This is a genomic window from Halomonas aestuarii (genome assembly GCF_001886615.1).
In the GTDB taxonomy this organism is placed as follows: domain Bacteria; phylum Pseudomonadota; class Gammaproteobacteria; order Pseudomonadales; family Halomonadaceae; genus Halomonas; species Halomonas aestuarii.
Genome location: NZ_CP018139.1, coordinates 1,838,049 through 1,852,055, shown reverse-complemented (window position 1 = coordinate 1,852,055; position 14,007 = coordinate 1,838,049). Strand labels below are relative to the sequence as shown.

At 69.8% G+C, this 14,007-nt stretch carries 12 protein-coding genes; 6 read left to right on the top strand and 6 right to left on the bottom strand.

The features are described from left to right. Positions 1 to 166: 166 nt before the first annotated feature. Genes pyk through pgi form a run of 3 tightly spaced genes read left to right on the top strand, consistent with a single transcriptional unit; the run spans position 167 to position 3,856 of the window. Positions 167 to 1,639, top strand: coding sequence for a pyruvate kinase (gene pyk / locus BOX17_RS08540; protein WP_071943595.1), 1,473 nt, complete (start codon positions 167 to 169; stop codon positions 1,637 to 1,639). Then, entirely contained in the window at positions 1,632 to 2,111 is a 480-nt protein-coding gene (locus tag BOX17_RS08535) for a methylglyoxal synthase (RefSeq protein ID WP_071943593.1), read from the top strand. Before pyk ends, BOX17_RS08535 begins: the two co-directional genes overlap by 8 nt. A 53-nt stretch (positions 2,112 to 2,164) precedes the next feature. Further along, a complete protein-coding gene (gene pgi / locus BOX17_RS08530; protein WP_071943591.1) occupies positions 2,165 to 3,856 on the top strand; it encodes a glucose-6-phosphate isomerase in 1,692 nt (563 codons plus the stop codon). Positions 3,857 to 3,882: 26 nt separating this feature from the next. Here the strand turns inward: pgi and BOX17_RS08525 are convergent, their stop codons facing one another. Both BOX17_RS08525 and crcB read right to left on the bottom strand, forming a co-directional pair. Then, positions 3,883 to 4,272 (bottom strand): fluoride efflux transporter FluC, encoded by a 390-nt coding sequence (locus BOX17_RS08525; protein WP_071943589.1) that lies wholly within the window; start codon positions 4,270 to 4,272, stop codon positions 3,883 to 3,885. Further along, positions 4,269 to 4,658 carry a fluoride efflux transporter CrcB gene (crcB, locus tag BOX17_RS08520; RefSeq protein WP_071943587.1) on the bottom strand — a complete coding sequence of 130 codons (390 nt, stop codon included), beginning with the start codon at positions 4,656 to 4,658 and terminating at the stop codon, positions 4,269 to 4,271. Before crcB ends, BOX17_RS08525 begins: the two co-directional genes overlap by 4 nt. 278 nt (positions 4,659 to 4,936) lie before the next feature. On the opposite strand from crcB, the gene ybiO reads away from it, so the two are divergent. Continuing rightward, complete coding sequence (ybiO, locus tag BOX17_RS08515) at positions 4,937 to 7,255, top strand: mechanosensitive channel protein (RefSeq protein ID WP_071943585.1); 2,319 nt, start codon at positions 4,937 to 4,939, stop codon at positions 7,253 to 7,255. A 302-nt stretch (positions 7,256 to 7,557) separates the two neighbouring features. On the opposite strand, the gene BOX17_RS08510 is transcribed toward ybiO, so the two are convergent. The 4 genes from BOX17_RS08510 to hemC are packed head-to-tail and all read right to left on the bottom strand — an operon-like array spanning position 7,558 to position 12,088. Beyond that, positions 7,558 to 8,802 (bottom strand): heme biosynthesis HemY N-terminal domain-containing protein, encoded by a 1,245-nt coding sequence (locus BOX17_RS08510; RefSeq protein WP_071943583.1) that lies wholly within the window; start codon positions 8,800 to 8,802, stop codon positions 7,558 to 7,560. Further along, the gene (locus tag BOX17_RS08505; RefSeq protein WP_083582117.1) at positions 8,799 to 10,346 is read right to left on the bottom strand and encodes a uroporphyrinogen-III C-methyltransferase; all 1,548 of its coding nucleotides are present in this window, start codon (positions 10,344 to 10,346) and stop codon (positions 8,799 to 8,801) included. Before BOX17_RS08505 ends, BOX17_RS08510 begins: the two co-directional genes overlap by 4 nt. Before the next feature lie 6 nt (positions 10,347 to 10,352). Next, complete coding sequence (locus tag BOX17_RS08500; RefSeq protein WP_071943581.1) at positions 10,353 to 11,147, bottom strand: uroporphyrinogen-III synthase; 795 nt, start codon at positions 11,145 to 11,147, stop codon at positions 10,353 to 10,355. Next, on the bottom strand, positions 11,147 to 12,088 hold the full coding sequence (gene hemC / locus BOX17_RS08495) for a hydroxymethylbilane synthase (RefSeq protein WP_071943579.1): 942 nt from the start codon (positions 12,086 to 12,088) through the stop codon (positions 11,147 to 11,149). Before hemC ends, BOX17_RS08500 begins: the two co-directional genes overlap by 1 nt. Before the next feature lie 261 nt (positions 12,089 to 12,349). Here hemC and argH point away from each other — a divergent pair, with 261 nt between their 5' ends. Both argH and lptM read left to right on the top strand, forming a co-directional pair. Then, complete coding sequence (gene argH, locus BOX17_RS08490; protein ID WP_071943576.1) at positions 12,350 to 13,768, top strand: argininosuccinate lyase; 1,419 nt, start codon at positions 12,350 to 12,352, stop codon at positions 13,766 to 13,768. Beyond that, complete coding sequence (gene lptM / locus BOX17_RS08485) at positions 13,768 to 13,965, top strand: LPS translocon maturation chaperone LptM (RefSeq protein WP_071943574.1); 198 nt, start codon at positions 13,768 to 13,770, stop codon at positions 13,963 to 13,965. Before argH ends, lptM begins: the two co-directional genes overlap by 1 nt. Positions 13,966 to 14,007: the final 42 nt, after the last annotated feature.

Sequence of the window (14,007 nt, the reverse complement as noted above, 5' to 3'; positions counted from 1 at the left end):
CGCCCCGCGGCAGATGCCTGAGGGCACGGCGCGCCATTCCACGCCACTCTTTCCCTTCCAGGGGAGTGCGCCCCGGGCCCTCGGGGTCGAGCGGCAATGTAGTAAACTTACCGCTAAGACGGTATGGTGACCAGATAACAAGCACTGTCTCCGGAGGAGCACCGACATGTCGACCACCCCGCTGCACACCCCCATCCGCCGCACCAAGATTGTCGCCACCCTGGGCCCGGCCAGCGACCGGGAGGGCGTGCTGGAGGCGATGCTCAAAGCCGGCGTCGACGTGGTGCGCCTCAACTTCTCCCACGGCAGCCCCGACGACCACCGCCAGCGCCTGACCCGGGTGCGCGAGATCGCCGAGCGCCTGGGGCGCAGTGTCGCCGTCCTCGGCGACCTCCAGGGCCCCAAGATCCGCATCGCCCGCTTCAGGGAGGGCGCCGTGACCCTCGAGGAGGGCCAGTCCTTCATCCTCGACATGGGCCTGGGCAGCGACCAGGGCGACGAGACCCGCGTCGGCTGCGACTACAAGACCCTGGCCGACGACGTCGGCCCCGGCGACCGCCTGCTGCTCGACGACGGCCGGCTGGTGCTCGACGTCAACCGGGTCGCCGACCACCTGATCCACACCAGCGTGGTGGTGGGCGGCCGGCTCTCCAACAACAAGGGCATCAACAAGCAGGGCGGCGGCCTCTCCGCCCCGGCGCTGACCGCCAAGGACAAGGCCGACCTCGCCACCGCCGTGGCGATCGGCGTCGACTACCTGGCGATCTCCTTCCCGCGCAGCGCCGCCGACATGGTCGAGGCCCGCGAGCTGCTCGGCGAGGCAGGCGCCGAGATCGGCCTGGTGGCCAAGCTCGAGCGCGCCGAGGCCGTGGCCGACGACGACACCCTGGACGGCATCATCCGCGCCAGCGAGGCGGTGATGGTGGCCCGCGGCGACCTGGGCGTGGAGATCGGCGACGCCAAGCTGATCGGCACCCAGAAGCGCATCATCAAGCACGCCCGCACGCTGAACCGCGCGGTGATCACCGCCACCCAGATGATGGAGTCGATGATCGACTCGCCGCTGCCCACCCGGGCCGAGGTCTTCGACGTGGCCAACGCCGTGCTCGACGGCACCGATGCGGTGATGCTCTCCGCCGAGACCGCCGCCGGCGACTTCCCGGTGGAGACCGTGGAGGCGATGGACCGGGTCTGCCTGGGCGCCGAGCGCGAACGGCGCATCCAGGAGTCCGGCCACCGCATCCACGAGGGCTTCAGCCGGATCGACGAGACCATCGCGCTGTCCGCCATGTACGCCGCCAACCACCTCGCCGGGGTGGCCGCCATCGCCTGCATGACCGCGTCCGGCTACACGCCGCTGATCGCCTCGCGGATCAGCTCGGGGCTGCCCATCGTCGGGCTGGCCCACAACCCGATCGCCCAGCGGCGCATGGCGCTCTACCGCGGAGTGGTCTCGCTGCCCTTCGACACCAGCGAGATGGGCGCCACCGAGCTCAACGACCAGGCCCTGGCGCTGCTGATCCGGCAGGGCATCGCCGCGCCCGGCGACCACGTGATCCTCACCCGGGGCGACCACATGAACGCCCACGGCGGCACCAACACCCTGAAGGCCCTCGCCGTGGAGGCCCGCCATGAATGAGATCCGCCCCCCGCGGAACGTGACGCGGACCCTGCCGGCCAGAAAGCGCATCGCGCTGGTCGCCCACGACGGCAAGAAGGACGAACTGCTCGAGTGGGTGGCCCGCTGGCAGCAGACCCTGGCCGGCCACGCCCTGATCGGCACCGGCACCACCGCGGGTCGCATCTCGCGCCAGCTGGGCCTAGAGGTGGAGGGCCTGATGAGCGGCCCCCTGGGCGGCGACCAGCAGATCGGCGCCCGCATCGCCGAGCAGGGGCTCGACCTGCTGGTGTTCTTCTGGGACCCCTTCGCGCCGCAGCCCCACGACCCCGACGTCAAGGCCCTGCTGCGCCTGGCGGCCCTGTGGAACATCCCGGTGGCCTGCAACCCGGCCAGCGCCGACTTCCTGGTCAGCTCCCCCTGGCTCGACCGGGACTACGAGATGACCATTCCCGATGCCGGCGCCTGGCTATCGGCCCGCAGCGACCGGTAGCCCGCCACGCATCACGCGCCGCTCGACGACAACGACACCCCGAGAGGTCACCCATGTTCCAACTCACCCGCAGCGTCACCTGGCAGGCCCTCAAGGGCCTGCAGGCGAAGACCGCCGACGACCGCATCCGCGACTACTTCGCCGCTGACCCCGAGCGCTTCGACAAGATGAGCCTGCGCGTCGGCGGGCTCTTCCTCGACTACTCCAAGCAGCCCGTCTCCGACGAGGTGCTGGACAAGCTGATCGAGCTCGCCGAGCACTCGGCCCTGGTCCAGCGCCGCGCCCAGATGTTCTCCGGCGACATCATCAACGTCACCGAGGACCGCCCGGTGCTGCATACCGCCCTGCGCAACCTCGGCGAGGGGCCGCTGATGGTCGACGGCCAGGACGTGATGCCGGAGATCCAGCGCACCCGCGAGCAGATCCGCACCTTCTCCGAGGCGGTACGCAACGGCGAGTGGACGGGCTTTGATGGCCAGCGCATCACGGACGTGGTCAACATCGGCATCGGCGGGTCGGACCTCGGCCCCAACATGGCCTGCCGGGCGCTGCTCAAGCATCGCCAGCCCGGGCTCGGCTTCCACTTCGTCTCCAACGTCGACGGCGCCCACATCCAGAAGGTGCTCAGCCGCCTGGACCCGGCCACCACCCTGTTCATCGTCTCCACCAAGACCTTCTCCACCCAGGAGACGCTGCTCAACGCCCATACCGCACGGCGCTGGTTCCTGGAGCAGGCCGGCCCGGACGCCGACGTGGGGGCGCACTTCGTCGCCGCCTCCACCAACCGCCAGGCGGCCATGGCCTTCGGCATCCGCGAGGAGAACGTCTTCGAGTTCTGGGCCTGGGTCGGCGGGCGCTACTCCATGTGGTCCTCCATCGGGCTGCCCATCGCGCTCTCCATCGGCTTCGACGGCTTCATGGAGCTGCTGGAGGGCGCCTACGCGATGGACCAGCACTTCCTCTCCGCGCCCTTCGCCGAGAACATGCCGGTGCTGATGGCGCTGATCGGCATCTGGCACATCAACTTCCAGGGCGCCGAGACCCAGGCCATCGTGCCCTACGACCAGGCGCTGCATCAGCTGCCGGCCTTCCTCCAGCAGCTCGACATGGAGTCCAACGGCAAGTCGGTGGACATCTTCGGCCACCCGGTGGACTACAAGACCGGGCCGATCGTCTGGGGACAGACCGGCTCCAACGGCCAGCATGCCTTCTTCCAGCTCTTGCACCAGGGCACCCGCTACGTGCCCATCGACTTCATCGCCTCGCTCAAGCCCGAGCCCGGCGTCGAGGACCACCATTTCGCCCTGCTCACCAACATGCTGGCCCAGGCCAATGCCTTCATGGAGGGCAGCCAGACCGGCAGCCGGCTCGACCCCTACAGCTGCCCGGGCAATCGTCCCTCCAGCGTGCTGCTGCTCGACGAGCTCACGCCGAGAAACCTCGGCGCGCTGATCGCGCTCTACGAGCACAAGGTATTCGTCCAGGGGGTGATCTGGAACATCAACTCCTTCGACCAGTGGGGCGTGCAGCTGGGCAAGCGCATCGCCGGCGAGATCAGCGAGCGCATCGATGCCCGGAGCCAGGACTTCGACGCCTCCACCCAGGGCCTGCTGGCGCTGCTGCGCGAGCACTTCACCCCGCCGGCCGAGCAGGCCGGAGCCGGAGGTGACGCGCCGGCGCCGGAAACATCAGGGAAGAACGCGTCTGAGAAGAACAAGGCCGCGAAGCGGGGCGCCAAGGGCTGAGCCCGGTCCCTGACGGCGGGACGAGGTCAGTCCCGCGCCGCCGCCCGCTGGCCGGCCCGGTGCCCCAGCCAGGCCGCCGCCAGCCACAGCGGCACGCTGGCCAGCACATAGCCCAGCGATAGCCAGGGACGACCGGCCGCCAGCAGCTGGAGCGTCTCGAGGCCGAAGAGGGAGAAGGTGGTGAAGCCGCCGCAGAACCCCCCGACCAGGAAGGGCTGCCAGCGCGCCACCCGGCCGCTGGTCCGGTGGGCGGCATAGGCGGCGAAGCCGGCGATCAGCCACGAGCCGAGGCCATTCACCGCCAGCGTGGCCCAGGGGAAGGCCGGACCCGCCAGCGCCAATCCGACGAGGTAACGCAGCGCGGCGCCCAGGGCACTGCCGAGCCCCACCACGCCATAGGCCCGCCAGGCGATCATCCCGGACCTCCCGCCAGCCAGACACCGACCAGCAGGGCCGCGAACCCCGCCACCAGGGTCGCCAGGCCGTAGGCCATGGCGGCGACACCCCGGCCCTGCTGGACCAGGGTCAGGGTCTGCAGGCTGAACGAGGAGACGGTGGTATAGCCCCCCAGCAGGCCGACGGCCAGCAGCGACCACGCCGGTCCCGGGGAAGACGATGTCGGGTCCAGCAGGCCGGCCAGCACCCCCATCAGCAGGGCGCCACTGAGGTTGACCGCGAGGGTTCCCCACGGAAAGCCGGCCCCCAGGCGATGCGCCACGGCGTTGCCCACGGCCAGCCGCGCCATGCCACCGAGCCCGCCTCCGGCGGCCACGGCCAGCAGTGTCAACGGGTCGAGATCCATCCCACTCCCCAGCAATGCACGTCAGGACATCGTCACGAAAAAAAGCCACCCGCGTGGGGTGGCCAAGAGTATCGCATGCTTGCCTTGCTCGGGGCAGCGACCCGGGCCGCTGCAATGACACGATAGTGGCATACCCGAGCCATGATGTACAATGTTTGTACATAAAATTGCCTCACGGTAGCCGGGTCGTGGTCGTGACCCCGAACCCTTATCATGCCGACAGAGAGCAAACGCCCCGACACCTCATCGCCAACACGCCAAGAGACGGAGGTCACCGCGTGATCCCAATGCGAGCCCTTACTGCCATCCTCGGCTGGCTGCTGATGGCCCTGGTGGCATTCGCCATCCCGGCCCAGGCCCAGCAAGCCGACCCCGGCAACGCCCCGCCGGCCTATTCCACCCTGGCCGACCTGCTCGAGAACGCCGAGAGCCGGCAGCAGCTGATCGAGCAGCTGCGCGGCCTGGCCGCCGATACCCCGGCGGCCGAGGCGGCCAGCGCAGCGTCCTCGGCCGCCGCCGAGAAGCCTTCCCTGCCTCGTCAGCTGGCCCAGGCCACCAGCCAGATCGCCGGCGACGTCGGCACCCAGCTGTCCAACGTGGCGGAGGCGGTCTCCGGGCTGTTCTCAGGCAGCGCCGAGGCGGCCAGCAGCTTCGACATGGCGGCCTTCACCGAGGCGACCATCAACCTGGGCCTGGTGATCCTGGCCACCGTCGTGCTCTTCCTGATCATCCGCCGGCTGGCCAAGCCGGTCTTCACCCGCATCAGCCAGTGGTCGCTCAACGGCCAGGGGCTCAACCCGGTGCTGCGCCTGGTGCTCTGCGTGGCCCTGGCCGCCTTGATCGACGTGCTGGTGGTGGCGCTCGCCTATGTCGGTGGCAACCTGGTCGCGACCTTCGCGGTCGGCGAGACCGGCGCGCTCTCCACCCGTGCCTCCCTGTTCCTTAACGCCTTCCTGGTGATCGAGCTGCTCAAGGCGGGCGTGCGGATGCTGTTCTCGTCCCGCTACGAGGGGCTGCGCCTGCTGCCGATCTCCGCCGACGAGGCCTCCTACTGGAACCGCTGGATCGCCCGGCTCATCGGCCTGGTCGGCTACGGGCTGATGGTGGTGGTGCCGCTGATCAGCGCCTACCTGGCCCCCACCCTGGGCCAGAGCGTCGGCACCCTGATCATGATCGGCGCCTTCCTCTACGCCGTGGTGGTGGTCCTGCGCAACCGCAGGCGGCTGCGTGACGCCCTCGACCAAAAGGCCCGGAAGGCGAGCATGGCCGCCACCCGGGTCTCCCTGCAGCTGTTCGCGCGCACCTGGCACCTGTTCGCCCTGGCCTACTTCGTGATGGTCCTGGGCCTCACCCTGACCCGGCCCGCGGACGCCCTGCCCTACGTGCTCTTCGCCACTCTCAAGACCCTGGCGACCGTGGTGGTTGGCATGCTGGTGTCGTCCTTCCTGACCCAGACCATCGGGCGCCGGATCCGGCTCTCCGACGACCTGCGGCGCAAGCTGCCGATGCTCGAGCCCCGCCTCAACAGCTACGTGCCCAATGCCCTGCGCATCATCCGTGCGATCATCCTGATCACGGTGATCATGGTGGTGCTGAGCGCCTGGGGGGCCTTCGACCTGGCGGGCTGGTACGCCTCCGAGGCCGGCCGCGAGCTCATCGGCAAGTCCGTCAGCGTGTTCGTGATCCTGGTGGTGGCCGCGGCGGTCTGGCTGGGCCTGGCCAGCCTGATCGAGCACAAGCTCAGTCCCGAGACCGGCGGCGGCGTGCCGTCGGCGCGGGCCCAGACCCTGCTGGCCCTGTTCCGCAACGCCCTGGCCATCGCCCTGATCACCATGACGGCGATGATCGTGCTCTCCGAGATCGGCATCAACATCGGCCCACTGATCGCCGGTGCCGGGGTGCTGGGCCTGGCCATCGGCTTCGGTGCCCAGAAGCTGGTGCAGGACATCATCACCGGTATCTTCATCCAGGTGGAGAACGCCATGAACACCGGCGACGTGGTCACGGTGGGCGGTATCACCGGCACGGCCGAGAAGCTGAGCATCCGCTCGGTGGGCATCCGCGACCTCTCCGGCACCTACCACATCGTGCCCTTCTCCAGCGTGGACACCGTGTCCAACTACATGCGCGAGTTCGGCAACCATGTCGGCGAGTACGGCATCGCCTACCGCGAGAGCATCGACGAGGCCATCGACCAGCTCAAGCTGGCCTTCGAAGACCTCAAGGCCTCCGAGGAGCATGGCCACAAGCTGCTGGAGCCCCTCACCGTGGCCGGCGTGGTAGCCCTGGCCGACAGCTCGGTGAACATCCGGGTGGTCATCAAGACCACGCCCGGCGACCAGTGGGCGGTGGGACGTGCCTACAACCGCCTGGTCAAGCTGCGCTTCGACGAGGCCGGCATCGAGATCCCCTTCCCGCACACCACGCTGTACTTCGGCGAGGACAAGCAGGGCCGCTCACCGGCGGCCAACGTGCGGGTGCTGGAGTCCTCGGCGCGGGAACGTCGGCCAGAGGCCGCCCGTGCCGATGAGCCTGCCGAGGGGATCCAGGAGATCGCCGACCCCGACCATCGCCAGCCCAGCGAGGACGACGTCTAGCGGAGCGGAGCCCCCGGGCTCCCGTTCCCCATACGCCAGCGGGGCTGCCTTTCGGCAGCCCCGCTGGCGTATGTGCAGGCGACGACGCGCCTCGCGGGAGCGTCATCCGCCTCGACGGATGGGCATCGCCGGCGCCCTGAGCCAACGAGCGGGACGGAGCCGGTCAGGCCCGCGACCGGGTGCCGGGCACCCGCGATGCCGACGATGCAGGCGGCCTGCCGGGTGTCAGCCGGCATTCGCCGGACAGCAAAACGGGGCGCCGTCCGGCGCCCCGTGGAGGAGGAGTCGCGGGTCGAGCGGCCTCAGGCCGTCTTGCGCTTCTCCTTGTCGGACTCCTCGCTGGGCTGCGGCAGCGCCGGCAGCGACTTGTCGAGCAGCTCGACGCTCTGGCGGTAGAAGAGCTGGCTCTTCTGGTGCTCGCCCAGGTTGGCGTAGAGCCGGGCCAGTTCGGCGCAGGTCACGCCGCTGGGCCGCTGGCGCTGGCTCGCCTCGAAGTATTCCTGGGCCTTGCCCCAGTAGGAATTGCGCAGCGCCAGGCGCCCCAGGGTGAGCAGCAGGTCCGGATCGTTGGGCCGTTCCTGCAGCCACTTCTCGGCCACCACCAGCTGGCGACGGGCATCCACGTCGAGCAGGCCGTAGCGCAGCACCAGGCGGCTGTCCCAGTGCTCCTTGAGCGAATGGCGAAGCAGTCGCTCGGCGATGCCCTCCTGGTTGCCCCGCACCAGCGCCTCGGCATAGAGCACGACCAGGTCGGTGTTGGTGCGCAGGTGGTCGGGCATGTCGGCCCAGAGGTTGCGGACCCGCTCGATGTCGCCGGGATTGCGCGCCTCCTGGCCGATCAGCTCGCGGTAGGCGCGCTGCTCGAGCTGCTCGCGCTCCTCGCGGGAGATCAGCTGCAGGGCGCCCATCCGGGGCATCAGGCGGCGCAGCCCATCCCAGTCGCTGACGCTGAGGTAGGCCTGCTTGAGCTGCTTGAGGACCTGGGGGTGATTCGGCAGATGGCGGTCCAGGCGGGTCAGGATCGCCAGCGCCTCCTCGTACTGCTGGCGATCCAGCATCAGTTGGGCCTGCATCATGCCCACCGCGGTATCGGCGCCCTCGGTGCTGAGGTGGGCGCGCTTGAGCAGGGTGTCGGCCTGTTCGTAGCGCCCCTGGTAGTGGGCGGCGAGGGCCGCGGAGAGGTAGTTGACCAGCGGCGTGCTGGAGTCATCGGCGGCCTTGACCAGCGACTTCTCGGCGCGCTTCCAGCGACCCTCCGCCAGGGCCACCAGCCCCCGCACGGTGCGCTTCATGGCGCTGCGATTGCGGGCGCGACTGTTCCACACCTTGAAGCGGCTGACCGGACGGGTCAGCCGCATCAGCAGGCGCAGGCCGAAGTGCAGCACGATGAAGACGGCCAGCAGGATGACCAGGCCGAACCAGAAGGAGGTCTGGTAGGAGGTGTCGCCCACCCGCACCAGCCAGTAGCCCGGCACCGACATCATCAGCTGGCCGAACAGCGCCCCGAGCGCGAGGCCCAGGACCACGATCAGGATCAGCTTTCTCATGCGTCATCTCCCTGGCCACCGCTGGCCTGTCCGGCAGCGCGGCTCTCGAAGCGATGCTCGATGAAGGTCGCCAGCGCCTGCTGGGAGCCACTGATGTCCGGCAGCTCGGGGCGGATGCTGCGCTGCTTGAGCTCCTCGAGGCGCGAGATCACCGACTGGACGCCCTCGACATCGGTATCGTAGTAGCCACGGATCAGCGTCAGGACCTTGTCGAGGCTGGCCTCGTAGAGGTCCTGCTCCTCCTTGAGCAGCGCCAGCTGGGACTGCTCGAGCACCAGGCGCACGCTCTGGCGCAGGTAGGACTCCTGCTCCGGACCGATCAGCGCCTCGAGCGCCTGGTCATGCTTGCGCACGGTGACCAGGTCCTTGAGCTCGTTGCCGAAGCGCGACAGCTGCTCCTGCCAGCCGCCGGTGGGCGCCTCCTCGATGGTGGCGTCGCCGGTGATCTCCTCGATGTCCTGCGCCAGCGGCTGGCCGGCGATCTGTTCCTGCTGGGCGTTGAGTGCCAGGTAGAGACCGGTGCGGTCGACCTTCGGCACGGACTGCAGGGCGGCGAGCTCGGAGGCGATCTCGCGGCGCACCGGCATCAGGGCGGGGTTGTCGGCCTCGAGCAGGCGCGCATCGGCGGTGCGCAGCAGGGCCGCGGCGCCCTCGACATCGCGCTCCAGCTGCAGGCGCTGGTTGGCCAGGCGCAGCAGGTAGGCCGCCTCGGCATGGAGCCAGTCGCGCTCGTCGGTGTCCTGCTCGCGGGAGAGCTCGTCAAGCACCTTGTCCAGGGTCTCGTCGACGCTGCCACGATAGTCGGCAAACTCGCCGCGAAGATCGGAGATGGCGGAGTCGAGGGCCGCGTTGCGCTCGGACTCGGCGCTCTCCAGCTTACCCTGCAGGTCGCCCAGGGCGGACTGGCTGGCCACATCGGCGGGCAGCGAGGCCAGGCGCTGCTGCTGGGCCTCGAGCTTCTGCCAGGCCTGCCAGCCGAAGAAGGCCACGCCGATGGCCAGCAGGATCACCAGCACCAGGGCCAGGACCCCGGACTTGCCGCCACCCTTGCCGCCGTCACTCGTCGCGGTGGCGGCCGGGCCACCCGGGGACTGTCCGCTGCCGGCGGTCTCCGCCTTGGCCGTGGACGGGGATTGCGCTGCCGGCTTGCCGGAGGAAGCACCCTGCGCCCCGGACTTGCCGGCGGCGGTCGTGTCCTTCTTGGGCTGGTCGGCGGAGGCGGCCTTCTTGTCGTCAGCCTTCTTGTCGGCCTTGTCGGCGGCACTGCCCGCGGCAGCCTCCTCCTTCGCCGGCGCGGCGGCGCTGGAGGAAGGGGTCGCGGCAGCAGCGGCCGGCTCGCTAGACGCCTTCGCGGAGGCGGTGGCCTCCTGCTTGGCCTCTCCGGCGGCCGGCGCCGATGACCCGCCCTTGCCCCGACGACGCGAGCGCCGGGAGGACGAACCGCCGCCCTTGTCGGCCTCGCCACCCGCCTGGCTGTCCGAGGTCGCCGATTCCGCACCGGACGGCGTCTGCTGTTCGTCCTGCTCGTTTGGTTGCTTGCTCATCTGTCGCTAGCCCTTTTCGAGATCATCATGATCGACATCGGCCTCCTCAGGGGCGCTGCTCCTGGCGACCGCGACCGCCAGAGCGGCAGGTGTGGCACCCGACGCCACGACGGGGAAACGAAACCCCAGCCTGCCGGCCAGTGTAGCCAACCGCGCACTGGAAACGATTAGCGGTTGGTTCAAGGCGGCATCCGAACACCATCTTGCCAGATGTTCGAGGATTTCTCCGCTGCTGACCACCAGTGCGCGGTAATTGCCCTCTGCCAGCCGCGCCTGCATGGACCGCGAGGGATCCAGGAGACGGCGGTGATAGACCGCCAGGCGGGTCACCCTGGCGCCCCGCGCGGCCAGGGTGTCGGCGAGCAGGGCCCGCCCGCCCTCGCCGGCCACCAGCAGCACGCGCCGCGTCTCCAGGGCCTGCAGCGAGGCGAGGCGCAGCAGCGCCTCGCTGGTGTCCTCGCCGGCGACCGGCGACGGCACGTGCACACGCACCCCCAGGCGCCGGTGCAGGATGGCCGCGGTGGACGCCCCTACCGCATAGTAGTCGATACCGACCGGCAGCTGGGGCCAGTAGTGATCCAGCGCCGCCGCCAGGCACTCGGCGGCGAAGGGGCTCACCACCACCACCTTGTGGAAGTGGTCGATGTCCAGCCAGGCGGTACGCACCGCCGGGGTTTCCGGCAGCGGTTCGAGGTGCATGATCTCCAGGCGCTCGACGGGCAGGCCGCGGGCCTCGATGGCGGCGGCCAGCGGGCCTGCCCGCTCGCCCGGGCGGGAGATCAGTACCGGAAGGTCCGCCATCAGCCGGCGCCGTAGACCTCGGCGAGGATCTCGCCGGCACCCTGGTCGAGCAGCTCCTCGGCCACGCGGATGCCCAGCGCCTCCGGCTCGTAGATGGAACCACGGCCCTCGGCGCGCAGCACGCGAGTCCCCTCCGGGTTGCCCACCAGGGCCCGCAGCCAGAGGGTATGGCCGTCATCCTCGAACACCGCGTGGCCGCCGATGGGCACCTGGCAGCCGCCCTCCAGGCGGGTGTTCATGGCGCGCTCCGCCCGCACCCGGGTCGCGGTGACCTCGTCGTCCAGGGGCGTCAGCAGGGCGAGCAGCTCGGGGTCGTGCAGGCGGCACTCGATGCCCAGCGCCCCCTGACCACAGGCCGGCAGGCAGACCTCGGGCGGCAGCTCCATGGTGATGCGCTCCTCGAGCCCCAGGCGACGCAGGCCGGAGGTGGCCAGCAGGATGGCATCGAACTCGCCGTCATCCAGCTTGCCGAGCCGGGTCTGGACGTTGCCGCGCAGGCTCAAGACCTCGAGGTCCGGGCGCGCCTCGCGCATCTGCAGGCCGCGGCGCAGGCTCGAGGTCCCGATGCGGGCCCCCTCGGGCAGCTCATCCAGCGAGGCGTAGTGGTTGGAGACGAAGGCGTCGGTGGGCTCGGCGCCCTCGAGGATCACGGAGAGACCCAGGCTCTCGGGGAAGTGCATCGGCACGTCCTTCATGGAGTGCACGGCGATGTCGGCACGACCGTCGAGCATCGCCTCCTCCAACTCCTTCACGAAGAGCCCCTTGCCACCGACCTTGGCCAGCGGCGTGTCGAGAATCTTGTCGCCGCGGGTGGACATCGCGACCAGCTCGACCTGCAGGCCGGGATGGGCGGCCATCAGGCGGTCGCGGACATGCTCGGCCTGCCACATGGCCAGTTGACTCTTGCGGGTGGCGATTCGCAGGGTGGTGATGGCTTGCACGTGGTTCTCCCGTACCGGTTGGCCTGCCGAAAGCGCAGGGTGCGCCGGCGCCCGGTGATGATATGGATATGCGTCATCATAAAGCACCACGCGAGGCAGGAAAAATCGGGGCGGGCCCCGACGACCTTGCCCCGACGCCCCTCGCCAGCCCCGCGGACTCTGGTACACTTTCCGCCATGTCAAGGCAGCGCCGTTGCGGCGGTGCTGCGGCCGGTCCCCGGCCGTCACCCACTCCCATCGTCAAGCAGGATGTCCAGCCCGATGAGCCCGAGTCCTTCCACCCCCGGCACCAACCAGTCCTGGGGGGGCCGCTTCAGCGAGCCCACCGACGCCTTCGTCGAACGCTTCACCGCCTCGGTCGACTTCGACCAGCGCCTCGCCCTCCACGACATCCAGGGCTCCGTCGCCCACGCCACCATGCTGGCCAGGGTGGGCGTGCTGACCGATGCGGAGCGCGACGCCATCATCGAGGGCCTCGGCGAGATCCGCGGCGAGATCGAGCGCGGCGAGTTCGAGTGGTCGGTCGCCCTGGAAGACGTGCACATGAACATCGAGGCGCGGCTCACCGACAAGATCGGCATCACCGGCAAGAAGCTGCACACCGGCCGCTCGCGCAACGACCAGGTGGCCACCGACATCCGCCTCTTCCTGCGTGACGAGATCGACGTCGTCGCCGCCGAGCTGGCGCGCCTGCGCGAGGGGCTGATCGAGTTGGCCGACCGCGAGGCCGACACCATCATGCCCGGCTTCACCCACCTGCAGACCGCCCAGCCGGTGACCTTCGGGCACCACCTGCTGGCCTGGCAGGAAATGCTTGCCCGCGACCACGAGCGCCTGCTCGACTGTCGCAAGCGGGTCAACGTGCTGCCGCTGGGGGCGGCGGCGCTGGCCGGCACCACCTACCCCATCGACCGTCACGTCACCGCCGAGCTGCTGGGCTTCGAGCGGCCTGCCGAGAACAGCCTCGATGCGGTGAGCGACCGGGACTTCGCCATCGAGTTCACCTCCTTCGCCAGCATCCTGCTGATGCACCTGTCGCGGATGAGCGAGGAGCTAGTGCTGTGGACCAGCGCCCAGTTCGACTTCATCGACCTGCCCGACCGCTTCTGCACCGGCTCCTCGATCATGCCGCAGAAGAAGAACCCCGACGTGCCGGAGCTGGTGCGCGGCAAGACCGGCCGCGTCTATGGCCACCTGATGGGCCTGCTGACCCTGATGAAGTCCCAGCCGCTGGCCTACAACAAGGACAACCAGGAGGACAAGGAGCCGCTGTTCGACACCCTGGACACCGTCAAGGGCTGCCTGCGCGCCTTCGCCGACATGGCGCCGGCCATCGAGTCGAAGAAGGCCAGCATGGCCGAGGCCGCCCGTCGCGGCTTCTCGACCGCCACCGACCTGGCCGACTACCTGGTGCGCAAGGGCGTGGCCTTCCGCGACGCCCACGAGATCGTCGGCCAGTCCGTGGCCTTCGGCCTCAGGGAGAAGAAGGACCTCTCCGAGATGAGCCTCGAGGAGCTCCGGCAGTTCTCGGACACCATCGAGGCCGACGTCTTCGAGGTGCTGACCCTCGAGGGCTCGGTGGCCGCCCGCAACCACATCGGCGGCACCGCCCCGGACCAGGTGCGGGCCGCGGCCCAGCGGGCGCGTGACGCCCTGGCGAGCCTGGGGGGCCAGGCCTGATGCGACGGCTCCTCCCTGCCGCCCTGGCCCTCGCCCTGGCCCTCGGCCTGGTCCTGGCCGGCTGCGGCCAGAAGGGCCCGCTCTACCCGCCCGGCGACGAGGCGGCCGCCGAACGCTACGACCCTGCCGGCCAGCAGGCGGCGTCGGACGACGACGCACCCCGGCAGGACGACACCGATTCCCAAGAGAAGCGCTGATTTATGTCGCGAGCGAAAGATAGGCTGATCGCCGCCGGAGCA

Bases quoted from the DNA above. Each gene is read 5' to 3' on its own strand.
- BOX17_RS08525 (WP_071943589.1), bottom strand. From the start codon at position 4,272: ATGATCGCCTGGCGGGCCTATGGCGTGGTGGGGCTCGGCAGTGCCCTG.
- BOX17_RS08535 (WP_071943593.1), top strand. From the start codon at position 1,632: ATGAATGAGATCCGCCCCCCGCGGAACGTGACGCGGACCCTGCCGGCC.
- pyk (WP_071943595.1), top strand. From the start codon at position 167: ATGTCGACCACCCCGCTGCACACCCCCATCCGCCGCACCAAGATTGTC.
- argH (WP_071943576.1), top strand. From the start codon at position 12,350: ATGAGCCCGAGTCCTTCCACCCCCGGCACCAACCAGTCCTGGGGGGGC.
- pgi (WP_071943591.1), top strand. From the start codon at position 2,165: ATGTTCCAACTCACCCGCAGCGTCACCTGGCAGGCCCTCAAGGGCCTG.
- lptM (WP_071943574.1), top strand. From the start codon at position 13,768: ATGCGACGGCTCCTCCCTGCCGCCCTGGCCCTCGCCCTGGCCCTCGGC.
- BOX17_RS08500 (WP_071943581.1), bottom strand. From the start codon at position 11,147: ATGGCGGACCTTCCGGTACTGATCTCCCGCCCGGGCGAGCGGGCAGGC.
- BOX17_RS08505 (WP_083582117.1), bottom strand. From the start codon at position 10,346: ATGAGCAAGCAACCAAACGAGCAGGACGAACAGCAGACGCCGTCCGGT.
- crcB (WP_071943587.1), bottom strand. From the start codon at position 4,658: ATGGATCTCGACCCGTTGACACTGCTGGCCGTGGCCGCCGGAGGCGGG.
- BOX17_RS08510 (WP_071943583.1), bottom strand. From the start codon at position 8,802: ATGAGAAAGCTGATCCTGATCGTGGTCCTGGGCCTCGCGCTCGGGGCG.